Genomic DNA, 24,942 nt, shown 5'->3' with positions numbered 1-24,942 from the left:
AGAGAGAAAGAAAACATATGAGCGTTAATGACATGATCAAAAGATCGGTGCTGAAGTCCTTCAGCCAATACAATATGCCCAAAGTGGCGTTGTCGTTGCTGGTGGCATTGATCGTTGGCATCGTTATTTATTACGTGTACCGCCGTTTCTATACGGGTGTGGTGTATTCGCGTAGTTTTGCGGTCACGTTGGTGGGTATGTGCGTGCTTACCTGCATGGTTACGCTGGCCATCAGTACGAATATTGTGATTTCGCTTGGTATGGTCGGTGCATTGTCGATTGTGCGTTACCGTACTGCAGTCAAGGATCCGATGGATTTGCTGTATTTGTTCTGGTCAATCACGTCGGGTATTGCGGCGGGTGCCGGCATGTATGTGCTGGTGATTGTTGCCGGATTGGTGATGATCGGTATGTTGGCTCTGTTCTACTCGCGTCAAGACAAGGGTCGCGTATACATTGCGGTGATCCACTACGTGGGCGATATGGTCGGCGATGAGATCACGCGTGCGTTCGGGCGTACCAAATTCTTCGTCAAATCCAAAACCATGCGTGGCGAACGCACGGAAATGGCGGTTGAAGTATTCTGTGATGATAAGGACATGACGTTCGCCGAGCGTATCCGTGCGATTGACGGTATCGAGGACGTAACACTGATACAGTACAACGGCGAATACCACGGATAGTTTTTTCGACGAGAGGGAGACCGCGTGACCGACATGCCGGAAATGGGCGGAATGCCGTCTAACGACGAGCTGGTGCCTTTCTTTACATTCGAAGACATCGATCATGCGCTCGAAAACGGCGAATTCTGCTGTTATCTGCAGCCTAAATGCAATGCGGAGACGGGAACCATTGTAGGAGCCGAGGCGTTGGTGCGCTGGAATCACCCCAAATATGGCGTGATTCCCCCAAGATGGTTCGTCCCGGTATTGGAAAGAGCCGGGCGTATCTGCCATGTGGATGTGTTCGTATGGCGCTTCGTGGCTGAGATGCTGGGCAGATGGGAGCGTGAAGGACGCAATCTGGTACCGGTTTCCGTGAACGTGTCCATGATGGATATCAACCAGATGGATGTGGCCGACGTGATCGGCGGGCTGCTGAACGAATATAACGTCGACGCGCGTCTGTTGCAGGTGGAAATCACCGAAAGCGCCGTGGCGAAAAACCTGCCCATGGTGGAGGGCACCATCCGCAAACTGCATGCGAGAGGCATCGTGGTACTGATGGATGATTTCGGTTCGGCGTATTCCTCGCTGAACATGCTCAAAGACATTAATGTCGATGTGATTAAACTGGACACGAAGTTCATCGAACTGAGCGATGAGAATGCCGGTAAAGGCATGAAAATCATCCAATCCATGATTATTATGGCCAAGAAGCTGCATCTGATGATCATCGCCGAGGGCGCCCAAACCAAGGAACAGGTTGATCGGCTGAAAGCACTCGGATGCGGATACATCCAAGGATATTATTTCTACCCTCCACTGCCGGTGAAACAGATGGAAACGCTATTGGCCGAGCGTGCCGACGGTCGGCACTATTGGGATATGTCGTGCGATTATCTGCATCGCGATCATGTGACCGTCAACGGCCGGGTGCTGTTGAGAGTCTCCGCGTTGGCGGCTGACGCCTTTGAAATCCTGGCTGATGGTCTGGCGGAAATATCTCGGTTGAATGTGGCAACAGGCGAATACCGTGTCATCAAACGAGATGGGGTGATTCCCGATCCGGAAGTCGACGAATTCGGTGCCTACATGCGTGCGGTGGCCGTCAACCGGGTGGTGCATCCTGACGATGTCGGACGATTCTTCGCCGATCTGAATCTGCCTTCAATCCGGGAACGGCTATACAGGCAGGAAACCGTGCTGGGGATATACCGCAGCGAGGTATTGGCCAAAACCGGCGTAGTTACATTCGCGGTGATTCCCACTCACGTATGCTCCCCATCCGACCCTTGGGCTGTGGTGCTGGTCGGACAGAATCTGTCCATGGAACTATTGACATGCGGCGATGCCGATAATTACCGCAGGGACTCGCTTACGGGGCTGCTCAACCGCAATGCCTACGATGACGACTTGGAGTACATCCAGGCCACGCATGACCAGCCGTTGACGGTGGTGTACGTCGACATGATCGGACTGCATGAAATCAACAACCATTTGGGGCATGCCAAGGGCGATTCGGCGTTGTGCGGACTTGCGAATGCGATGCGTGCCTGCTTCGGGGACGACAGGATCTACCGCGTCGGAGGCGACGAGTTCGTGATTATCAGCTGCAACCATACGGTGAGCCAAAGTATGCGTCGGATGGAGCGTATGCGTCGGGATTTTCTGGAAGGTGATTGGGATATATCCGTAGGCATGGCCGAATCCGATGACGGAGAGGACCTTTCGGACCTCATCAATCAGGCGGAAATCGGGTATGTGAAATAGGTGGTTGAGTTTTGGTAATTCTCTGGTTGGGGTATTTAGGCTGCAATCAAGGGTTGTTTGGTAAGTCTTAGGTTGAAATATCGTCCTATATTTTGTAAACTTTCTGGTTGAGGGAAAGGATACAGGGCATGGCTGAACCGAAGACGACATTCGACTACGTGGGTGAGATCTGGAGCATCGCAGACTGGGTCCGCGACGTGATCCGCCCCGCGGACTACAACAAGCTGATCCCTCCCGTTCGCCTTGCTGCGGCGATTGGAATGCGCGCTGGAACCGACCCGTGACGCCGTGTGCAAGGCGGTCGAGCAGCATGAGCGTGAATGGGGTTTGGAGAACGAGACATATTGCGCGTTCTTCGGCAGGTCCTTCTACAACGTGACCAGCTTCCGGCTCAACGACCTCGGCGCGGACAACACGCTCGACGCGCTCATGACGTATGTGGACGGGTTCAGCCCGAACGCGCGCGACATCCTCACCCGGTTCAAGATCCGGGAGACCTGCCAGGACCTTCAGAACGAAGGCATGTTGCATGAGGTGTGCATGAGGTTCGCGGGCTTCGACCTGAGCCCCGAAACCGTGTCCGACCGCATGATGAGCGACATCTACGAGCATCTGATCCAACGATACGGCGAGGAGATCGCCCAGGGCGCGGAGGACTTCATGACCCCGCGCGACGTGGTGCGGCTCGCGGTCAGCCTCGTGTTCGCGAACGAGGACGGGTTCCTCAACTCCGACGATGGATCCATGCGCACCCTGTACGACGGTACGTGCGGCACGTGCGGGTTCATCAGCGACGCGCTCGACATGCTCGACGAGTGGAAGAGCCGCAAACCCGGCGTCTCACCCGCCTCCATCGTCCCGTACGGTCAGGAACGCGAGGGCGTGACCTGGGCGGTCGGCAAGACCAACCTGCTGCTGCGCAACATCGGCAGCTCGGGACAGGACCAGTTCGACGCGATGCGCGACCTTTCGGAGCACATCATGCAGGGCGACACCCTTTCCGACGACAAGTTCGAGGGGCTGACGTTCAACTACCAGCTGACCAACCCGCCCTACGGCAAGGACTGGAAGGTCGAGGAACAGTCCGTGCGGGAGGAGGCATCCTACGGGTTCAAGGGACGTTTCGGCGCGGGACTGCCCGCCATCGGCGACGGGTCCATGCTGTTCATCCAGAACGTCGCCGCGAAGCTCGCCCCCGTCGAGCAGGGAGGCGGCAAGGCCGCGATCGTGCTGTCGGGCTCCCCGCTGTTCAACGGGGACGCGGGAAGCGGACCGTCGAACATCCGCCGCTGGCTGTTCGAGAAGGACTATATCGACTGCATCGTGAAACTGCCCACGGAGATATTCTTCCGCACCGGCATCAGCACGTACATCTGGATCCTGTCGAACAAGAAACCAGAGAACCGTAAGGGCATGATCCAGCTGATCGACGCGTCCGCGAAACGAGTCCCGCTGAAACGGAACCTGGGAAACAAGCGCTACGAGATCAGCGACGAGCAGATCGACTGGATCACCCGCACCTACATCGACGGGCACGACCACGGCGACAGCGTCATCGTACCCGCCACGGAGTTCATGTTCCGCCAGTTCACGACCCGCCAGCCGTTGCACATGGTCATCACCGTGGACGCCACGAAGACCGACGACCTGTTCTCCGACTCGAAGCCCATGAGCAAGATCGGCGAGGACAACCGGCGGATCATCCGCGACTGGTTCGCGACCCACGACGGCGAGACCCACGACTACCAGTGGGCATACACGGCGGTCAAGGAACTCGGCAGGCTCGTCGCCAAGCCGAAACCGGCCAAAGCCCAGTTCGTCAAGGCCGTCGTCAACGTGTTCGGCATACGCGACCCGGAAGCCCAGATCGCGGTGGACGACAAGGGCGAGACCGTCTACGACCCCGAACTCAACGACAAGGAGAACATCCCCTGGGGCATGGATCCCGACGAATACATGAAGTCGGAGGTATTGCCGTACGCGCCCGAAACCGGCATCGACACGAGTGTGAAGGACACCGGCCCCATGCAGGACGGCGAGACCGGCGTGGTCGGCACGTCCATCAGCTTCAACCGATACTTCTACCAGTACGAGCAGCCCCGCAACCCCAAGGAGATCGCCACTGAGATCCTCGATCTCGAGGACGGATTGGAATCGTTCATGAAAGGATTCCTCAGATGAGAACACGAGAGGAAATCCACAACGCCGACTGGTTCGGAACCATCCCCGACGGATGGGAGATGAAACCACTCAAGGCACTGTTCACATTCAGCAAAGGAATGACCGTCACTAAAGCCGATCTGGTGGATGATGGCTCACGCGTCATCAACTACGGTCAGGTACATTCAAAAGCGAACGACGGCACCAGAGTTACGCCAGAACTGATTCGCAACATATCACCGAACAAAGTCCCGTCGAACGCAAAAACCGCCGAGGCTGGATCGTTCATCTTCGCCTGTACGTCCGAAGACCTGCAAGGATGTGGAGACTGCATCTATCTGAACACAGAGACCGGGGCATACGCCGGAGGAGACACGATTCTTCTGTCTCCCATTGACGGGAATAAAGATAACAAGTACCTTGCCTACCAATTCCTGACCGACGAATGGCGTTACCAGCTGAGAAGAGACCTAGTCGACGTCAAGGTTTTCCACGTCAACGGAAGCAATCTCAAGGAAACATATGTCGTATTGCCTCCAGCCGAGATCCGTCGATCCATCGTCTCGTATCTGGATGCCCGTTGCGCGCCGATCGACGAGGCGATTGCACGTCATCGCGCGGCGATCGGCAAGCTGGAGGAGTATCGTCGCGCGGTCATTGCACATACGGTCGCGGGAAAGGTAAATGGGCTAAACCCTTCTTGCTGGGGCTGGAAGCGTTTCAAGTTCATCGCGCACGTGGATTCAAATCTGGTGGAACCGGATGGATATGAAAATTGGTTGCATGTTTCCCCGGACGCCATCGGCAAGGGAGATGGAAGACTTCTGCATCGACGTACCGTCTCAGAAGATGGTGTTATCAGCGGCAACCATCTATTCCATAAAGGTGCAATCCTGTATTCTAAGGTTCGGCCGCGGCTGAACAAGGTCGTAATCGCGCCGGATGACGGCCTGTGCAGCGCTGACATGTATCCCATTTCCACCAATCAGGTAACGGAATGGCTTAGGTATTACATGCTTTCCGACCAGTTTGTGGAACAAGCGGGTTTAGTATCTGATATCCGCATCAAAATGCCCAAGATCAATCAACAGGAACTCGGCGACCTGAAGATTCTCGTTCCTTCATATGAAGAGCAACTTGATATCGTTTCCCATCTTGATTATCAGTGTGCTGCGGTGGATGATGCGATCGACCGTCAGCACCGGATCATCGCCAGGTTGGAGGAGTATCGTCGTAGCCTGATTCACGCGGCGGTGGCGGCTCGCATCGACTGCACGAAGGAGACGTTATGAGCATCAGCGACGATCTGCACAGGGAGGTCCATTTCGAGGAGTACGTGACGCGCATGCTGGCCGGCCTGGATGGTTCCGGGTGGCGGGTGAGCGATACGGACGAGGGATTCGACCCGCAGACGGCATTGTACTGGCCGGATTTCATCGCCTTCCAGCGGGCCGTCGTCCCGGAGAAGCTGGAGAAGATGGAACGCGTGCAGGGCGCGAACTGGGAGAACAACCTGCGTTTGCGTCTGGTGCAGGCGTTGGAGACGGACGGCACGATCAGCGTGATCCGCAACGGGTTCCCGTACGCCGGCTACCAGACCATCAAGGGTTCCGCTCCCTACCCGTCGGATCCGCGCATCGCGAACGCGCGACGTGACTATGACGCGAACATCCTGCGCGTCATGCGGCAGGTGCACTACCAGACGCAGGGCAACAAGTCGTTGGACCTCGTGTTCTTCGTCAACGGCATCCCCGTCGCCACGGGAGAGGTGAAGACCGAGCTCACCCAGTCGGTCGAGGACGCGATCGAGGAGTACCGGACCGAGCGCAAGCCGGTCGAACCGGGCACCCGACGCCGCAACTACCTGCTGGAGTACCGGCGTGGCGCGGTCGTGCACTTCGCGATCAGCGAGGACGAGATCTGGATGTGCACCAACCTTTCCGGCGATTCCCCGCGCTTCCTCCCGTTCAACCGGGGCACGGACGACGGGCATGCGGGCAATCCGCCCGCCGAGGACGGCGACTACCGGACCTTCTACTTCTGGGCGCAGGTCCTCCAACGCGACAACTGGCTGCACATCTTCCAGTCGTTCGTGTTCGAGGAGGTCTCCAAGAAGGAGGACGCGACCGGCCGCATGAGGGAGCGGCGCACCCAGATATTCCCCCGTTTCCACCAGTGGGACGCCGTGACCCGCATGCTCGCGGACGTGCGCGCCAACGGAGCGGGGCAACGCTACCTGATCGAGCATTCGGCCGGCAGCGGCAAGACGGAGACGATCACATGGACCGCGCACGAGCTCGCGAACGTGCGTGATATGAAGGGCGGTCGCGTGTTCTCCAGCGTGATCGTGGTGACCGACCGTCTCAGCCTCGACAGCAACATCAAGAAGACCATCGGCCAGTTGAAGAACATCCCCGGCTACGTGACCGAGATCGGCACTGACGCGGAGGGGCATCGCACGTCGGACGCGTCGAAGAGCCGACAGGTCGCCAAGGCGCTCTCCGACCGGAGGGAGATCATCGTGGTCACCTTGCAGACGTTCCTGTACGCATGGCCGATGATCGCCACGGACCCGAACCTGACCGGACGGGATTTCGCGGTCATCATCGACGAGGCGCATTCCGCACAGGAGGGCAGCAGCGCGGCCGCGTTGAAGAGCGCATTGAACATGGCCGCCGACAAGCTCAAGCTCGCCGTCGCCAGGAACCTGCCCGACACGGACGATGATTCGGACGTCACGGACGAGGACATGGTGGCCGAATACTTCACGCGCATGCAGGCCGCGAACGCGATGCCCTCCAACGTGTCGTTCTTCGCGTTCACCGCGACCCCGAAGGCCGAGACCATGACCCTGTTCGGGCGTCCCACGGGCAGACTGGACGCCCATGGGCGGGATATCCCCGGATCGTTCCACCGGTATCCGATGCGCCAGGCCATCGAGGAGGGGTACATCATCGACCCGCTCTCCGGGTACATGCCCTACCGGACCGCATACAAGCTGGCCGAGGAATACACGCCCGACCGGCTCGTGGACGAGCGGGGCGCACGGCGCGCGATCGCTCGGTGGAAGAGCCTGCACGCGACGAACGTGATGGAGAAGACCGCGCTGATCATCGAGCATTTCATGCATAACGTCGCCCCGCTGCTCAACGGCGAATCCAAGGCGATGATCATCACGTCGGGCCGTCCCGCCGTGGTCCGCTACAAGTACGCGTTCGACGCGTATCTGAAGGCACACCCCGAATACGACCGGAACCGGATCGAACCGCATCTGCAATTCAAGGTGCCCGGCGAGCCGCTGGTCGCGTTCTCCGACAAGGTGAACGGGTCGAAATGCGTGCTGCCCGACGACGAGTACCTGAAGGATAACCCGTTCGCCGCCATCGACACGGAATACGACTACACCGAGTCGAACATGAACGACCTCGGCTACCAGAGCGTCGAGAACGCGTTCGACACGCCACAGTACCGTCTGATGATCGTGGCGAACAAGTTCCAGACCGGTTTCGACCAGCCGAAACTGTGCGCCCTGTACATCGACAAGCCCATCGCCAACGACATCGAGATCGTGCAGACTTACTCGCGCGTCAACCGCATCCACGCGGGCAAGGACCACGTGTTCATCCTCGATTTCGTGAACGACCCGGACACCGTGGTCAACGCGTTCCGCAAATACGACACGGGCGCGCACATGAGCGAGGCGCAGGACCCGAACGTGGTGTACGCGATCAGAAGGCAGCTCGACCAGGCGGACGTCTACACCATGGACGACTTTTCCAAATACCGGGACGCCCAGTACAGGGCCGTGGCCGCAGCCTCCGACGGTACGGAAAGGGACTCGTACCGCAAACGCCTGTACAATGCGGTGTCCCTGCCCGCCGACCGTTGGATGAGCCGATACCGGGCCCACACCACCGCGTACGCCACATGGGCGAACGTGCTCGAACAGGCCCAACGCGACGGCGACGCGGACACCGTCATGCAGGCGAAGCAACGCATGCAGGAGGAGCAGGAGGAACGCGACAAGCTCGTCACGTTCCGCAAACTGCTGAAACGCTACTGCTCCGCGTACATGTTCATCAGCCAGGTCATCGACCTCGGCGAACCCGATCTCGAGGTATTCAACGGGTTCGCGAAGCTCCTCTCGCATCGTCTCGAGGACACCGGACTCGACCAGATCGACGTGAAGGGGCTCGTGCTTTCCGACTATCGGATCGACAGGCTCCGCAGGGACGACAAGGACAAGGAACGCGAGCTGCGCCCCATGGGAGCCGGCAACGGCCGGTCGGCCGCGTCCGGACGACAGAGCCTGAAACGCATCGTGGAGAAGCTCAACGAGACATGGGGCGACGACGTGAACGTGGTGGCCGCCGCCCGAGCGGTCAACTTCATCATCGACTACGTGGACATGGACCAGATCACGCACACGCGCATCACCAACTCGACCAATTCGAAGGAATCGCTGGTCAACGACGGCAGGATGAAAAACCAGATCAAGATGGCGCTGGTATCCATGGTCAACAACGAGACCGGCAACCTCGCCGCCCGGATCATGAACGACCCGCAGGCCATCGACTCGCTCGCCGACCAGATCTACGACCAGATCGCCAAGGGCAGCCGCTACAGCATCCCCGACATCCAGCGGTATGTTGAACAGGTGAGAAGGGAACGGGACGATGAACGGAAGTGACTCCCTCATCCGCGAACTGTTCGGCATCGCCAACTGCGATCTCACTTCCACCGACGAGACCGTGGAGAACGGGAAACGCTGCAAGACCATCCACCTGTCATACAAGGGCGAAGTCCCTCGGCAATGCCCGAAATGCTCGGGAAAGACCTACAGCCACGGGCGACGCGACCTGAACATCGTGGACACGCCCATGGGAGGGATACCCACGCGCATCGTCATCACGTTCCCGAGACGACGGTGCAGCCAATGCGGGAACGTGTGGCAGCCGTCGTTCGACAACGTGAACGAGACCCGCAAGATGACGTCCCGCGCGTACACGGACATCGCTCAACGATCCCTGCGCTCCACGTTCCGCGAGGTGGCCGAGGACTACATGCTCACCCATGTGACCGTCAAGAACGTGTTCGAGGACTTCATCCACGACTACGACCGCAAGCTCCGGTTCAAGACCCCCGCGTTCCTCGGCATCGACGAAATCAAAATCAAGAAGATCGGCGAGGTCACCGTCATCACCGACCTTGAGCACCGCACCCTGTACGACATGCTCAAGGGCCGCAACCAGAAGACCCTGACCGAATACTTCATGAACATGCCCGACCGCGAAAAGGTCCTGTGGGTGTGCTCGGACATGTACCGGCCGTTCCAAAAAAGCATCGGGAAGGCCATGCCCAACGCACGCTGGGCAATCGACCACTTCCACGTCGTCATGAAAGCCAACGAGGCGGTGGACACGATCCGACGCGAACTCCAGCAGGGCATGAGCCGAAAGGCCCGCATCAACACGAAACGCGGCCTCGCATACACCCTCAAGACCCGCCGACGCGACCTGACGACCGAAGAGGCCATGAAGATACGCCTTCTGCGCGACGATCCCACGCTCGCCCCACTGGCCGTCGCATTCGATCTCAAGGAGGACTTCTTCGACATCTGGGACGAGAACCCCTCATCCAAGGACAACGCGATGAAAGCATTCGACCGATGGGAGGACGGCATACCCGAAGACAGACGATACGACAGCTTCCGCACGCTTGCCCAGACCGTCCACAACTTCCACGAACAGATATTCCACTACTGGGACTGCCCGCTCGCCATCAGCAACGGGTACACGGAATGCGCGAACCGACTCATCCGCGAAACCAACATGAAAGGACGGGGATACTCGTTCGAGACACTGCGCGGCCGCAGCCTCTACCGCAAAACCAACCTGCAAAGCATCATCGACAGCAACGGCCTCTACATCGGCCCACGCATCCTCGCGCAGGGCCCCCTGTTCACCACCGAAGCCATCGACGCGGACGAGCCCGAAGAGGACGACGACTGGGAGCCGTTCCCCGAACCCGACTACGAGATAGACGAAACCACCGGCGAAATACTCGACTGATTTGGTGATTCTCCGGTATCAACTACCGCCGGGACGATCCCGGCGGTAGTTGATACCTACGCTTTTCACACCTGTTAATCGTGGATTCGTTGCTTCATTTCCTTGCGCATTGCCCTGCGGACGGCGCTGCGGGTCTGGGAGTCCTGCAGCATCCCCTGATAGGTATATCCACCGCGGTCTTCTCTCAGCCATGTCATGCATTCCGTTCCGGCTTCATGGATGGCCTGTGGGCTGTCACCGTCCGATAGGGCCTCGCACCATTCTTCGAGGAGATCCGCCTCCATGCAGAAGCCTGCCGTTGCCTCTTGGAACTGGAACGTCGGGACGATTACTCTGGCGGAATAGTGGACCCATCGTTGCAGGAGCAGGTTGATGCCGAATTCGGACAGTGACGCGACTCGCGTGGCTGATTCCAGTTGGGTTGGCGTGAGCGTGTACAGGTTCACGAAGTTCGCTGCCTGATCCCGCTTTCCGGAAGTGACTTCCGGGTATAGATCAGGCAACGGCATGAGGCGGAAATTTCCGCCGGCCCATTCCTGTGGCGTCAGCGGCTTGTGCTTGGTCACCTCCGCGGCGAGTATGTGCCAGACGAGATCCACTCCGTTGGTTCGCATCGAACATGGGTGCTGGAGAATGATGACGGTGCGGTTTCTCTCCGTCCCGGTTGAGCCGGGAAGGAGAAGGTTCTCATACACGTCACCCGTCAGGACGGGCCTGTAGGAGGAGTTGTCTTCGCCGCGGGAATAGTACAGGAGGTCCGCGTCAATGTTTGTCCCGCTCATCGGGCATTCCAGTTGTCCGGGCATCGCTCAGTCCTTCATCTGCAAGGACCAGTTGCCGTCCGACATCTTCACCGGAGTGAAATCGGTGCGGTACCGTTCGCGCCATTCGGGATTGAACTGGTCCATGAGCGCTTCGGGATCGTCCTCTGCCTTGGCGAAGTCGAAGACCAAGTCCGTCCTGTCCGCCGCATACATGTCAATGGGTGTGACGGGGACGTGCGGCAGCACCGGCATCTCGAACCAGGACGCGACGTCGTCGACGCCGATGGATCCGTGGATGATGTCGCACGCCGCCAGCAGGCCCGCCAGTTTGCCTCTACTGGCTCCTGTCGCAGAGCCTCCTCTCCGCCATTTGTGGATGGCGGGTGCGCTCACGCCGATCAGTTTCGCTATGGCGGTCCATGCGAATCCCAAATCAGATAGCTCTTCGAGCAGGCCGGGAACGTCGGTTTTACCCCGTTCCATTGTCCTTCTTCGCCAGTCAACGTTCAATGATTGGTGGTGGAGATCGTCGAAATCTGATTTGAGGACACGGGCCACGTCACGGTTGTATCCGATCTCTTTCGTCAGATCGGATGTCGCGCTCCCTGTTTCGGAAAGCGTCCCGGACATAGTCAGTCCTTCGGTTGCGTCACGCTCGAGGAGCCCGGTTGCGATCTGCTCACTCATGGCGCAGCACCTCCTCTCTGAGTCGTTCTGTTATTAGGTCCTCGAATACGTTTTTGACCGGCTTATGCAGAAGATCCGCGGTTTCGAGGATATCGCCTGCTTCGAATGGCGGAATGTAGTCGTCGTATGTTTGGAAAGAGTCCATGTCCAGTTTGAATAAGGGACCGGGCGATGGCATGGGCCTGCGGAGCTGCGGCGTGGATGGGATGACGTACTCGTCCTGGGCTCCGTAGCGCAGCACGAGTGTCGTCCCCTCCTCCCCGCCGAACACGGCGGTACCCTGATTGCCCAACAGCGTCAGTCCGTGGTGACCGCTGACCGTTTTCGGTCCAAGGAGTGACAAGTTGACCCAATCCTCCCATCTAGGTTGCGGATCTTCCCCGTCAGAGGGCACGCGGATCTCGTCGATGTAGCGTAGGCCGATTCTGGTGACGCCCTTCGGTGCCATGAGCCGTTCCAAGGCGGTGACTGCTTTCTCCAGCAATTCCCGCACGTTGAAGTATCCCGGGTAGTCGGTCGTCTCCAAGGAGAGAATATTCTGCCGCAACGTCAGTACGGTCCGTTTGTCCCTGCTGGACCAGCGCGGGAACGTCTCCCCGTTCGTAACTGGAACCTCCACCTGACCATCCGGACTCGACAGTTGCACGGACGTCCCAGTCTCTTCCGTCAGCAACGGGAGATGTTCGTCGAGCGCAGTGGTAAATCCACGCAGCTTTATTTTGTCCAGCGGCTCGCATTGCGAAAAGCGTATCTCCGCAATCATATCCACAATGGGAGCATTGGGGTAGATTTCATCTTCTAGCATCATAGCTTAATAATACCAGTTGGTAAACCAAAAAGTAACCAATTACGTTACTAGGTTCTATTCTTCATTCACCGTCCAGCAGAACAGACCGTGATGCTTGCAACAGCGAATGGCTTGAAGGAATCACTGGGAGAATACTGGACCGATGGTTTGGTGATTCTCTGGTTGAAACCCCGGTCAGGAACGAGACGTTTCAACCAGAGACCACCTTCAACATCGGTTAGAGAGATCATCTCATCCAACGGAGGTTTCAACCTCCGTTTTTACATACCCCGGAAATCCGTATGCGTCAGGATAAGAAACAGTATTACGTCAATGGCGGAGGCAAACGCCAGCTCCGCATGCTCAACAACCGGCTTGAGGATATTCTGGTGCGCGATGAGGATATGAAAATGCTGCTTGAACATCTGAATGTACGTTATCCGGTGTCATTTATAGTCAATCTGAATACCGATACGCAGCGTTCGATCATGGTGCCCGATTTCTTTCAGCGTATGCTTGATGGTCATGGCGGTTCCTTCCGCGAAGCATTACGTGAGTTTTGCTGTGTGAGGATTGCTCCCGAATATCAAGAAGGTCTCCTGCGACTGCTTGACTACGATGTCGTCCGTAGCCGGCTCAAGTCGGAAGGTGCAGTGCAATGCGGTTACGTGAAGAACAACGGTGAGCGGTTCATGTTGACGATTCTTACCGACAACAGATCCACGGACGAGACCATGTGGGTGTTCGAACGTAAGGACCTGCCGTAGCGGAAGGGCAGGTTGTTCGATGGATGATTGCACCCCCATCTTATTTTATTTTGTGAGAATGGTCACATAATGTCGCGGTGTCGTTGATCGCATGACAGTTGAAAATGGGTTTATGATGGAAACGTTGGCTTCGGCAAGGTATGACGAAGCCTATGAACGCACAGTAGCTTAAAGGAGAGCGCTATGGTCTATCGCATGATTTTCAACCAGACGGCGTATTTCGGCCGCGGAGCCATCAAGGAGATTCCGGGTGTTGCCAAGTCGCATGGCTTCACCAAGGCATTCATCGTCACCGATCCGGTGCTGCTGGAAACCGGCACCGTCAAGAAGGTCACCGATGTGCTCGATGAGGCAGGCATGCCGTATGAGGTTTTCGACAACGTCAAGCCGAACCCACCGGTCGAATGCATTCAGGACGGTGTCGCCAAGTTCGCCGCATCCGGTGCCGACTTCCTGATCGGCTTGGGCGGCGGCTCCCCGCAAGACACCTGCAAGGGCATCGGCATCATCACCGCCAACCCGGAATTCTCCGACGTGCTCTCCCTGGAAGGCGTTGCCGACACCAAGAATCCGTCCGTGCCGATCTTCGGCGTGCCGACCACCGCCGGCACCGCTTCGGAAACCACCATCAACTATGTGGTCACTGACACCGCCAACAAGCGCAAGTTCGTGGCCGTCGACCCGCACGACATTCCGATCGTCGCATTCGTCGACCCGGATCTGACCGATTCCATGCCGCGTGGCCTCAAGGTTGCTACCGGACTCGACGCCCTGACCCACGCCATTGAAGGTTACATCACTCCGGGTGCCTGGAGCCTGTCCGACTGCCTGTCCATGCAGACCATCCGTATGATCGCCAAGAATCTCGCCAAGAGCGCAGACGGCGACATTCCGGCAGGCGAGCAGATGGCATACGCCTCCTACATCACCGGTATGGCCTACTCCAACGTCGGCCTCGGCCTGGTGCATGGCATGGCCCACCCGCTGGGTGGCCGTCTCGGCGTGGCCCACGGCGTTGCCAACGGCATTCTGCTGGCCCCGGTCATGGAATACAACAAGGACTACACCGGTGAGAAGTACCGTGACATCGCTGACGCCTTCGGCATCGCGGACGCCTACACCGGCGATATCGAAACCGTGCGCGAAGAGGCCGTCCAAGCTGTGCATAAGCTCACCGTGGACCTGAAGAACCCGATCACGATCTCCGAGGTCGGCGCCACCGAAGCCGATCTGGAGCCGCTGGCCCATGATGCCTTCCACGATGTGTGCACGCCGGGCAACCCCCGTCAGGCCACGCAGGAGGATATCCTCGCCATCTATAAGAGCCTGATGTAATGCGAAAGCTTCCACGAATCGGCAATCGCATGCAGTGAATCTGCAGTGAAAACCAATCGTGAGGGCACATCATTATAAGCATGAAAAACGTGGTGCGAATCTTCGAAAGATATTCGCACCACGTTTTTGCATATCTGTATGTAAATCGCAGATCAATCGCAATAATAATTCGTGATTGTCAATTGCGATTGCGTGAAATTATTCGTGCTTTTCGCTCCACTCCTCATCGGTGGGAGTGTCGTCATACCATTCACGGCCTTCCTGCTCGGCCAATTCCATCTGCTCGTTGATCCACGCAGCCTCCGCAGGATTGATGTCGGCAGTGTCAAGCACCTTCTGCCATACCGGATACAGCAAATGCATCACCGGATACAGCGCGGTGAGCAGAATCTCCGGCTTATGCCTGCGCGAATGCTGCGGATGCGCGTCGAACGTGTTCTTGAAACGACGCATGTAATTGTTGAACGACGTGAGCGACGTGTCCATACGGCGGGCGCTGATGCCGGCGATCATGCGTGGGCAGTACACGGTTTTTAGATCCTTGCCCAGCAGATGCAGCGAAATATCAATATCCTCATGCATCACATCGGCCTTGTCGCGGCACACCTCGTCGCAAATTTCACGCCAAGCTGAAGCGCGGACCGCCATATTCGAACCAAACAGCAACGGCTGGCCGCCATCGGCCTTGTAAATGCGTTTGCGTGTGGAATTATCCCCACGCAAACCAAAATGGCGGCTCGGTAGGTCGTAATACATAACCGGACCAGTGGCACCCATGGCCTCCGGATCCTCAGTGAAAATGCCGGACACCACTTCGACCCAATCCGGGCGAATCATGCAATCAGCGTCGAAACGGCCAAGAATATCGCCGGTGGCGTGGTTCAAGCCATAATCACGCGTCGGAATCAATCCTTGCTCCTCATCCTGATGCAACAAACGGACGGGAGCTTGAGGGTGATCTTTCATGAACTGCTCCACCACGGCTACCGTCGAATCGGTGGAACGATTGTCGACAACGATCACTTCATGGGGCATCACGGTTTGCCTAGTGGCATTCAACAGGCAATCGTTGATACGCTCCTCTTCATTCCAAGCGGGGATGACAATTGAAACGTTCAGCATAACTACCACAATAGCTCAGCCTGTACACGACGCCTATCGCTACAATAGGAAGCCATGAGCGAAAGCGAACAGCGAATGAACAATACGCAGAGCGAAAACGGTACGAACACCAGCGAACAACGTTGGGATCTCGGCACCCTGTTTCCAGCCAAAGGAGATTCCCGAAAACCGCCGGAATGGTTGGGACATGCGCTGCTATACATCGCCATAGCCATCGTGGTGTTTACTTTCTGCTGGCGCAGCTGGGGTAAGATCGAATATCTGGTGATCGACATCATCGTCTCGCTGTTCATCGCGCTCGCGGTGGAGCCTATGGTGGTGCCGCTGGTCAAGCATGGCTGGAAACGTTCGGTCGCCTCGCTGTTCTCGCTGCTGATGCTGGCCGTGATTCTCGGCGTGCTCTTCACGCTGTTCGGCAACCTGTTCGTGCAGCAGATGATCGCATTGGGGAACGGTCTGCCCGACCTGTATGAGCAGATGTGCCAGTTCGTCAGTCAATACGCGGATTTCCAACTTCCTGAGATCAATAATCTCGGCAATGAGATTCTGAAGAACGTTCAAACGTCGTGGGTCACCGATTTCGCGGGTACCGCGCTGAATACGGTGTCGGGATTGTTCTCGTTCCTGATCAACCTCATGACGATAATCATGACCACGTATTACATTTCAGCGGCTGGTCCGAAACTGCGTCGTGCCGCATGCCAGTGGATGGCTCCGGCGGCTCAGCGGCGATTCCTGTTCGTATGGACGGTGAGCCAGAGCCAGATCTCGTCGTTCCTGTTCTCCCGTGCCATTCTCGCGTTGCTGAACGCGTTCTTCACCGGAATCTGTCTGATGTTGCTGCATGTGCCCTATTGGATGCCATTGGCGCTGTTCTGCGGTATGGTTTCGCAGTTCATTCCCATGTTGGGTACGTATATTGGCGGCGCGTTGCCGGTGCTGTTCGCATGGGGTAGCTGCGGATTGTGGCAGGCTGTGGTGGTGTTGGTGTTCATTTGCGTGTACCAGCAGATTGAGAATCTGATTTTCGCGCCGAAGATCTCCCAGCGCACCATGGATGTGAACGATGCCGTGGCGTTCCTCGCGGTGCTGGCGTTCACCTCGCTGTTCGGCGCGTTGGGTGCGTTCCTCGCATTGCCGGTGGTCGCGTCCGTGCAGACGATTTTCCGCACCTATACGAAGCGGTACGAGCTGGTCGATTCCCCGCTGATGGACGATCCGGTGCCTGAAAAGAAGTCGAAGCTGGTGGAAGGCGCCGAAGTGATCAGCGAGCATCTGCACAGTATGCCTCGCGCGGTGCAGGGATCCAGTGCGCATGTGCCTATTTCCGACGAAGTGCGGCAGTTGCAGGAGCAGGCGTACAATATCACCCGTTCCGAGGAATCGCTGGAATCGGACGAAACCGTCGCCATTCCGAAGCATGTGTTGGGCAAAACGAGCAAAACGGAACGCAAGCCATTGCGGGGTCTTGAGAGCGAAAACGCATCGCGGGAATCCAACGAAAATCCGGAATCCGGCAATGAACGGAAGAACGGTGAATCGCGGGAAACTGGAGGAAGCGCGAAAAACGTGGATGACAATCCAAGAAGTAGGTGGCGTTAATGGTACTGCTGAGTGTACTTGACATTCTGTTGGTCATCGTCGGCGGCGCAGGTGTGGTCTATCAGGCGGTGTGCATTCTCATCTCCCTGTTCGCCAAGCCGATCAAATTTCCCGACGCACCGATGAACAAGCATTACGCGGTGCTGATTTCCGCACGAAACGAGGCGAAAGTCATCGGCAACCTCATTACCTGCATCCAAACGCAGACGTACCCGAGCGAGCTGATCGACATTTGGCTCGTCGCCGACAACTGCACCGACAATACCGCCGAAGTGGCGCGCAACATGGGCTGCCATGTGATCGAACGCTTCAACAAGGAACTTGTGGGCAAGGGCTACGCATTGACGTATCTGCTTGACCGGATGAACGAATCCGGCGCATCCGACCCGTACGACGCGTTCTTCGTGTTCGATGCCGACAACAAGCTCGACAAGCATTACGTCGAAGAGATGAACAAGGCGTTCCAGTCGGGTTTCAAGATTCTCACCAGCTACCGCAATTCCGTGAATTTGTCCGACAATTGGGTCTCTTCCGGTTCCGCATTGTGGTTCATCCGTGAATCTCGATTCCTGTCGGCCTCGCGCATGTGGCTCGGCAACAGCTGCCATGTAGGGGGTACGGGTTTCATGTTCTCGCAGGAGATCATGCGTCGCAATAACGGTTGGAAATTCCACCTTTTGACTGAGGATTTGGAATTCACCATGGATTCCGTGCTGCACGGCGACCGCATCGGCTACTGCGGTACCGCGATTCTGTATGACGAGCAGCCTGTCACCTTCGCGCAGAGCTGGCGTCAGCGTTTGCGTTGGAGCAAGGGCTTCCTGCAAGTGTTCCGTTATTACGGGCCGGACTTGATCAAACGCGCCATCAGGGAACGCGATTTCTCCGCCGTTGATTTCACACTGTTGTTGTGTCCGTTCACGGTGATCGGTATCATGCGCGTTCTGCTGGGACTGTTGTTCGCGACCTGCGGATTCGTGACATGGCAGAGCCAGTTGAGCTCGTTGACCAGTTGGACGTCCGGCATTGTGACGTCGGTGATCGGCATGATGGCGTTGGCCGCGTTGACGATCATTGTGGAACGCGATCAGATCGGCGCCACCAACAAGGAACTGTTCGCGTATGTGCTGAGCTTCCCGATCTACATGTTCAGTTATGTGCCGATCTCGTTCCAGGCGATGTTCGCCAAGTCGGAATGGAAGCCAATCGAGCATAAGGGATGACGTTCGTTCGCAGGCTTGCGTGTTTCCTGCTTTTTCGTTTTCATTTCGATTTTTCATTTCGATTTCCGCTTATGACTGGAGTGTTGTTGTTCCATGGATGATTCGGCTGAATACCGGCATGTGAAACGCCGTCGATACATTACGGTGGCGCTTTCCGTGGCACTCACCACGGTATTGTGCGTCGGCTATGTCGTGGCCGACATTTTCGACAAGCTGCCGGGCGTTCTTACCCTGCAGGAAGTCGAACGCATCACCGCCAAGACGCCGGGCAACGCCGTTCCTGCGGCAACGGTGGTCGAAGGGCTTGACGCTTCGAAGACCGTGGATGAAGCTGCAGCGAAGGCGCTGATCAGCCAATTCGAAACGGCCGCCTCCGATTTCGGTGGCGAATATGGCATCGCCATCGCCGATGCGGCCGGCAATGTGGTGGCCGAGCATGATCTCGACAAGTCGTATACGCCGGCATCCACCATGAAAACGTTGACGGCATATGCTGCGGCGACCACGCTCGACATGGGTAAGACGTTGGACACGCAGACCTATCTGGAACAGCGTGAGGACGGCACCGCGCGATTGGTGCTCAAAGGAAATGGCGACATGCTGCTCGGTGCCGGTGCATCCGATTCGGAACATATCAATGGGCGTGCCGGACTGGGAACGCTTGCCGCGAACACGGCTCAGGCGTTGCACCAGCGGGACATCGCCTCCGTGACGCTTGTCTACGATGATTCCCTGTTCGGTAGAGACCGTTGGCCAAGCGGTATCGCAGAACTAGACTCGGACCACGTGTACTACGCGCCGACCGCGTCCATGGCGGTGGATGGCGGGCGCAACTGGAACGGTGCCAATCCCGCGGATCCCGATGTGTTCAGCGCATACCCCGCTTTGAGTACGCAGCCTGCCCGCGAGGCCGCGCAGGTGTTCGCGCAGCGTTTGGCTGAACAGGGCATTGCCGTGAACTCTTCCGTGGAACAGGGAACGGTTCCCGAAGGCACCAGTCCCATCTCGGCCGTGCATTCCGCATCGCTGAATGAGATCATGGCGTTCATGCTTCGGCATTCCGACAATTCTCTGGCTGAGGAATTCGGCAGATTGCTGGCTTTGCATATCGGTGCCAATAATTCGCCGGCCGGCGCGGTTCAATCGGTCGAACAGGTGCTGACTCAGCGGGGAATCTCCACCAATGGCCTCACCATGCTCAACTGTTCGGGGCTGTCTGATGATTCCAAACTCACCGCGCATACCTTGCTCGACGTGCAGCAGCGTAATCTGACGGCCGGCGCCGGTGCCGCCGCTGCCGAAGGATTGTCGGTCGTGGGTTTTGTGGGTACCGCTGCGAATCGTTTGAACGATGCCGACGAAGCTGGTCTCATCCGTGTTAAAACCGGCAGTTTAGGGGAAGTGACCTCAATGACCGGCAATGTGTCGCGTCATAAGGGGGGTGCGTTGAGCTTTGCCGTGATCGTCAATAATCCCGATGATTTCGAGGCTGCGAAATCCGCTATCGACGCATTCGTGGCCGCACTGCCGAAGCTGTGATGCCATGGTGTATTCGTCTCGTTTGCGTAAGGGTATTGGTGAGTTGCGGGCCGCTCTGGAATCGGCAGGATTTGGATTGCAGGATGCCCGATTCGCCCGTCATGGCGAGCACGCGCCCGATGTGGACGCTCCGCTGATTATGGTGTCCTGTTCCGGTGGGCGCGATTCGATGGCGTTGGCTGCGGTTGCGGCGAAAACATGCGCTTCATTGGGATTGCGATGCGGGGCGATCATCATCGACCACCAGTTGCAGCAAAGCTCTGCCGAGGTTGCGCAGGCAACCGCCGATCGTTGCGTTGCGTTGGGTCTTGACCCAGTTCGTGTTCGTGCGATTGACGTGCCCGACTCCCGCGGCATCGGCATTGAAGCTGCGGCGCGTGAAGCACGCTATCATGCGATTGTCGACGCATGCTCCGACGCTTCGGCCGTGCTGCTGGCTCATACGAAAAACGATCAGGCGGAAACCGTTATCATCGGTTTGTTACGTTCCGCTGGCCTTGATGCGGTTTGCGGTATGAACGGTTCCTTCATGCGAGACGGGGTGCGTTTTCTACGCCCGTGGCTGAATGTTACACGCGAAGAAACCACAGGCATCTGCGAGGATTTGCGGCTTGCCTGGTGGGACGATCCCACAAATGGGCCGGATGTAGGGAATTCGGATGGAAACGAGCCTCTTCCCGCGAACTATCCGTTGCGATCCCGCGTACGGCACGATCTCATGCCATATCTTGAATCATTTGCGGGAAGCGACGTCGTATCGAGACTTTCGCTTGGAGCGAGGCTTGCCGAAGCCGACCGCACATATCTTGACGGCGTGACGCAACGTGTATCGGAACAAGCCGTAACCGTGAACGACGGCGATATAATCATCGACGTGCGTGCGCTGCAATCGCAAGACATTGCCATCAGAAGACGGGTGATTGTGCGCTCGCTTGCAGAAGCCGGCATTTCGTGCATGGCACGGCAGGTTGAAGGGATCGACAGGCTGATATGCGACTGGCATGGTCAGCAAGGTGTGAATCTTCCCAGCGGATATTCAGCATATCGCCAGAAACACGTCATTCGCGTGTGCCAAGATGGTGGGCATGCGAATCGCTGACGTACAAGAAGACATTGATCACGAGCTGATCAGTAAAGAAGAGATTGCCGACATCATCAACCATGCCGCGGCCCAGGCCAGTGAAGACTACCGTGGCAAGAACCCGCTGCTGGTTTGCGTGCTCAAGGGTGCGGTGAACACGCTTGCGGCGTTCTCGCAGGCCATGAGCATCCACGCGGAGATGGATTTCATGAGCTTGTCGAGCTACGGTTCCGGCACTCAATCGAGCGGCAAGATCACCGTGCGGCAGGATCTGTCCACCGATGTTCGCGGTCGTCACGTGCTTATTGTGGAAGACATCATCGATTCGGGCGTCACGTTGGCGTGGCTCGTCGATGAGCTCAAAAGCCGTGGTGCCGCTTCCGTGGAGATTTTTGCGCTGTTGGAAAAGCCGGCGCGCCGTAAGGTGGAGGTTCCTGTGAAATATAAGGGACGTGAGATTCCCGATGAATTCGTGGTCGGTTTCGGCTTGGATTATGACGAGCGATACCGCAATCTTGATTCGATCGCGGTGCTGAAGCCGGAAGTGTATGAAGGAGGTCAGGCATGAGTTTTCCTGGTCCGGGCCAGTCGCCGAATAACAACGGCGGCGGCAATAACCCGTTCACCAATCCGTTTGGACGCAATAATAACGCCGGCAATGGCAACGATTCCAACGGCAAGGGTGACAAGTCCAACGGCAACGGATCCAATGGCGGTCCGCGTCCGTTCTGGCAGTCCCCATGGCTGTGGGTTGTGGTTGTGGCATTGCTTGCCGTGACCATGTTCCAGATTTTCGCCGGAACCGGTTCCCAGACCATCGACACCAAGGACGGTCTGCAGATTCTCAACGGCAACAATGTTGAATACGCACAGATCGTAGACAACACCCAGCAGGTCAAGCTCAAGCTTAAGAGCGACTACTCCGCTACAGACCCTGATACCGGGCGTATGAAGAACTACGGCAAAAACGTGCAGTTCTACTACACGTACGCGCAGTCCGCAACCGTGGTCAAGGCCGTGCAGAAGGCTGATCCGGTCAAGGGCTGGACGGCGACCATGCAGCAGAGCAGCATTTGGACGTATCTGCTGACCTCGCTGCTGCCGTTCCTCATTATCTTTGGTCTGTTCTGGTTCATGATGAGCCGTATGGGCGGTGCTGGCGGCATGTTCGGTATGGGCGGCAAGAAGAACAGCGGCAAGCTGCTCGAAGGCCAGACCCCGACCACCAAGTTCGCCGACGTGGCCGGCGAAGAGGCTGCCGTGCAGGAAGTCGAGGAAATCAAGGACTTCCTGAAGGATCCGTCTCGTTACAAGGCTTTGGGTGCCCGTATTCCGCGTGGCGTGCTGCTCTACGGTCCTCCAGGTACCGGTAAGACACTGCTGGCACGAGCCATCGCAGGCGAGGCCGGCGTGCCTTTCTACTCCATGGCAGGCTCCGACTTCGTGGAAATGTTCGTGGGTCTTGGCGCCTCTCGTGTGCGTGACCTGTTCGATGAGGCCAAGAAGAACGCTCCGGCCATCATCTTCATCGATGAGATCGATGCCGTCGGTCGTAAGCGTGGCGGTTCCGGCATGAGCGGTGGCCATGATGAACGTGAGCAGACTCTGAACCAGCTGCTCGTTGAGATGGACGGCTTCAATAACGACACCAATCTGATCATCATCGCCGCGACCAACCGCCCCGACGTGCTTGATCCGGCACTGCTTCGCCCGGGCCGTTTCGACCGTCAGGTAGCCGTCGAAGCGCCTGATTTGGAAGGCCGCGAGGCTATTTTGAAGGTGCATGCCAAGGGCAAGCCGTTCGTGCCTGATGTCGATCTGCGTATGATCGCCGTGCGTACGCCGGGCTTCACCGGTGCTGATCTGGCCAATGTGTTGAACGAAGCCGCATTGTTGTGCGCCCGCGCCGGTGCGCAGCTGATCGACAATCGCGCCATCGACGAGGCCATCGACCGCGTGCAGGCGGGGCCGAAGCGCCGTTCCAAGGGCATGGCGCTCGACGAACTGCGCAACACCGCATACCACGAGGGTGGTCACGCGCTGGTGGCAGCTGCCATGAACGATACCGATCCGGTCACCAAGGTCACCATTCTGCCGCGTGGCCGTGCGCTCGGCTACACTGCGGTGATGCCGACGGAAGATCGCTATTCCATGTCGCGTAACCAGCTGCTCGACCAAATGGCATACGCCATGGGTGGTCGTACCGCGGAGGAGGTCGTGTTCCATGATCCGACCACCGGCGCTTCCAACGACATCGAAAAGGCGACGAACATCGCACGTCAGATGGTGCTCGACTACGGCTTCTCCGACAAGTTGGGTGCCATCAAGTGGTCTGATGACGAGCAGAGCGAACTTGGATCGCTGAACCACAAGTATTCCGCACGCACCGCCGAAATCATCGACGAGGAAGTGCTCAAACTGGTGGAAACCGCGCATACTGAAGCGTGGAACGTCATCAACGAGAATCGTGAGATTCTTGATGAGCTTGTACGCCAGCTGCTCGTCAAGGAAACCCTCAACGAAAAGGAACTCGCGGAAATCTTCGCTAATGTCAAGAAGGCGCCGAAACGTGAAGTGTGGCTGAGCGACAGCAAGCGCCCGGATTCCGACATTCCGCCGGTTCCGATTCCCGAATCCCTGAAGAAAAGCGCAGGATTGACCAACTGATGAGTGATACCGAAGCATTCGATACCCTCTTCGACGACAAGGCCCGTGCCGCCCATGCGGCCGGTCCTGTCGGCTATGACGAGGAAGGGGTACGACAGGCAGTGCGCCTGTTTTTAAAATCCATTGGCGAAGACCCGGACCGTGAAGGCCTGCTCGACACCCCAGACCGTATCGGACGTGCCTGCAAGGAGCTGTTCGCAGGCCTTGGACACGGCCCCGAGGAAGTACTGAAAACCAAGTTCAAAGTCGATACCGACGAAATGGTGCTGGTACGCGATATTGAACTCTTCTCGGTATGCGAACACCACCTGTTGCCGTTCCATGGCGTGGCCCACGTTGGCTATATTCCGTCGAACGGCCAAGTGGCGGGCTTAAGCAAGCTTGCACGACTGGTGGAACTGTATGCCCGCCGTCCGCAAGTGCAGGAGCGCCTCACCCAACAGGTGGCCGACGCGCTGATGGAAGGCATCGAAGCACGTGGCGTGATCGTGGTCACCGAATGCGACCACATGTGCATGGCCATGCGTGGCGTGAAGAAAGCGCAATCGCGCACGGTCACATCGGCGGTGCGCGGCTGCATGCGAGACGCGACGACACGAGCCGAAGCCATGAGCCTGATCCTGTCGCAGCATGCGTGAGCGACGCGGCTGCAGCTTGGTCGCTGACATGGCTTGGTGAAATCGAATCGTAAATAACAACAACCGG

The 24,942-nt window shown here is 57.6% G+C and carries 19 protein-coding genes and 1 pseudogene; 16 read left to right on the top strand and 4 right to left on the bottom strand.

The features are described from left to right. The first annotated feature begins 17 nt into the window (after nucleotides 1-17). From CE168_RS01970 to CE168_RS01945, 7 genes and pseudogenes are all read left to right on the top strand, one after another. Nucleotides 18-683, top strand: coding sequence for a DUF4956 domain-containing protein (locus CE168_RS01970; protein WP_099570909.1), 666 nt, complete (start codon nucleotides 18-20; stop codon nucleotides 681-683). A gap of 33 nt (nucleotides 684-716) precedes the next feature. After that, nucleotides 717-2,417 (top strand): annotated as a pseudogene (locus CE168_RS01965) (EAL domain-containing protein); the annotation flags it as partial. Between the two features lie 143 nt (nucleotides 2,418-2,560). Further along, a complete protein-coding gene (locus CE168_RS08985; RefSeq protein ID WP_180753657.1) occupies nucleotides 2,561-2,716 on the top strand; it encodes a hypothetical protein in 156 nt (51 codons plus the stop codon). A 4-nt stretch (nucleotides 2,717-2,720) separates the two neighbouring features. After that, complete coding sequence (locus CE168_RS01960; protein ID WP_336544161.1) at nucleotides 2,721-4,613, top strand: HsdM family class I SAM-dependent methyltransferase; 1,893 nt, start codon at nucleotides 2,721-2,723, stop codon at nucleotides 4,611-4,613. Next, entirely contained in the window at nucleotides 4,610-5,884 is a 1,275-nt protein-coding gene (locus CE168_RS01955; protein WP_099570907.1) for a restriction endonuclease subunit S, read from the top strand. Before CE168_RS01960 ends, CE168_RS01955 begins: the two co-directional genes overlap by 4 nt. Beyond that, complete coding sequence (locus CE168_RS01950; protein WP_099570906.1) at nucleotides 5,881-9,282, top strand: type I restriction endonuclease; 3,402 nt, start codon at nucleotides 5,881-5,883, stop codon at nucleotides 9,280-9,282. The genes CE168_RS01955 and CE168_RS01950 overlap by 4 nt, the downstream gene beginning before the upstream one ends. Continuing rightward, nucleotides 9,269-10,663, top strand: a complete 1,395-nt coding sequence (locus CE168_RS01945; RefSeq protein WP_099570905.1) for an ISL3 family transposase — start codon at nucleotides 9,269-9,271, stop codon at nucleotides 10,661-10,663. Before CE168_RS01950 ends, CE168_RS01945 begins: the two co-directional genes overlap by 14 nt. A gap of 74 nt (nucleotides 10,664-10,737) precedes the next feature. Here CE168_RS01945 and CE168_RS01940 read toward each other — a convergent pair whose 3' ends face one another. The 3 genes from CE168_RS01940 to CE168_RS01930 form a co-directional block, all read right to left on the bottom strand. Beyond that, entirely contained in the window at nucleotides 10,738-11,277 is a 540-nt protein-coding gene (locus CE168_RS01940) for a hypothetical protein (RefSeq protein ID WP_180753655.1), read from the bottom strand. 195 nt (nucleotides 11,278-11,472) lie between these two features. Then, nucleotides 11,473-12,114: a hypothetical protein gene (locus tag CE168_RS01935; protein WP_099570903.1), complete on the bottom strand. Its 642-nt coding sequence runs from the start codon at nucleotides 12,112-12,114 to the stop codon at nucleotides 11,473-11,475. Then, nucleotides 12,107-12,922: a TIGR04255 family protein gene (locus CE168_RS01930; protein WP_099570902.1), complete on the bottom strand. Its 816-nt coding sequence runs from the start codon at nucleotides 12,920-12,922 to the stop codon at nucleotides 12,107-12,109. Before CE168_RS01930 ends, CE168_RS01935 begins: the two co-directional genes overlap by 8 nt. Before the next feature lie 281 nt (nucleotides 12,923-13,203). On the opposite strand from CE168_RS01930, the gene CE168_RS01925 reads away from it, so the two are divergent. Then, nucleotides 13,204-13,668 carry a hypothetical protein gene (locus CE168_RS01925; protein ID WP_236824286.1) on the top strand — a complete coding sequence of 155 codons (465 nt, stop codon included), beginning with the start codon at nucleotides 13,204-13,206 and terminating at the stop codon, nucleotides 13,666-13,668. A 183-nt stretch (nucleotides 13,669-13,851) separates the two neighbouring features. Continuing rightward, nucleotides 13,852-15,003, top strand: coding sequence for a lactaldehyde reductase (gene fucO / locus CE168_RS01920; protein ID WP_099570901.1), 1,152 nt, complete (start codon nucleotides 13,852-13,854; stop codon nucleotides 15,001-15,003). Between the two features lie 198 nt (nucleotides 15,004-15,201). Here the strand turns inward: fucO and CE168_RS01915 are convergent, their stop codons facing one another. Then, nucleotides 15,202-16,125 carry a glycosyltransferase gene (locus CE168_RS01915; protein WP_099570900.1) on the bottom strand — a complete coding sequence of 308 codons (924 nt, stop codon included), beginning with the start codon at nucleotides 16,123-16,125 and terminating at the stop codon, nucleotides 15,202-15,204. Nucleotides 16,126-16,179: 54 nt separating this feature from the next. Here CE168_RS01915 and CE168_RS01910 point away from each other — a divergent pair, with 54 nt between their 5' ends. The 7 genes from CE168_RS01910 (at nucleotide 16,180) to folE (ending at nucleotide 24,875) form a co-directional block, all read left to right on the top strand. Continuing rightward, nucleotides 16,180-17,727: an AI-2E family transporter gene (locus CE168_RS01910; RefSeq protein WP_099570899.1), complete on the top strand. Its 1,548-nt coding sequence runs from the start codon at nucleotides 16,180-16,182 to the stop codon at nucleotides 17,725-17,727. Continuing rightward, on the top strand, nucleotides 17,727-18,950 hold the full coding sequence (locus CE168_RS01905) for a glycosyltransferase family 2 protein (RefSeq protein WP_099570898.1): 1,224 nt from the start codon (nucleotides 17,727-17,729) through the stop codon (nucleotides 18,948-18,950). Before CE168_RS01910 ends, CE168_RS01905 begins: the two co-directional genes overlap by 1 nt. 93 nt (nucleotides 18,951-19,043) lie before the next feature. Then, nucleotides 19,044-20,489, top strand: a complete 1,446-nt coding sequence (locus CE168_RS01900; RefSeq protein WP_099570897.1) for a D-alanyl-D-alanine carboxypeptidase/D-alanyl-D-alanine-endopeptidase — start codon at nucleotides 19,044-19,046, stop codon at nucleotides 20,487-20,489. A 4-nt stretch (nucleotides 20,490-20,493) separates the two neighbouring features. Then, nucleotides 20,494-21,588: a tRNA lysidine(34) synthetase TilS gene (gene tilS, locus CE168_RS01895; RefSeq protein ID WP_099570896.1), complete on the top strand. Its 1,095-nt coding sequence runs from the start codon at nucleotides 20,494-20,496 to the stop codon at nucleotides 21,586-21,588. Beyond that, the gene (gene hpt, locus CE168_RS01890; protein WP_180753654.1) at nucleotides 21,575-22,138 is read left to right on the top strand and encodes a hypoxanthine phosphoribosyltransferase; all 564 of its coding nucleotides are present in this window, start codon (nucleotides 21,575-21,577) and stop codon (nucleotides 22,136-22,138) included. Before tilS ends, hpt begins: the two co-directional genes overlap by 14 nt. Then, nucleotides 22,135-24,237: an ATP-dependent zinc metalloprotease FtsH gene (ftsH, locus tag CE168_RS01885; protein ID WP_099570894.1), complete on the top strand. Its 2,103-nt coding sequence runs from the start codon at nucleotides 22,135-22,137 to the stop codon at nucleotides 24,235-24,237. The genes hpt and ftsH overlap by 4 nt, the downstream gene beginning before the upstream one ends. Next, a complete protein-coding gene (gene folE / locus CE168_RS01880) occupies nucleotides 24,237-24,875 on the top strand; it encodes a GTP cyclohydrolase I FolE (protein ID WP_022245396.1) in 639 nt (212 codons plus the stop codon). Before ftsH ends, folE begins: the two co-directional genes overlap by 1 nt. Nucleotides 24,876-24,942 lie beyond the last annotated feature (67 nt).

The sequence above is a fragment of the Bifidobacterium sp. N5G01 genome (assembly GCF_002742425.1).
GTDB classification, from domain to species: Bacteria; Actinomycetota; Actinomycetes; order Actinomycetales; family Bifidobacteriaceae; genus Bifidobacterium; species Bifidobacterium hominis.
This window is presented reverse-complemented; position numbering and strand designations above follow the sequence as displayed.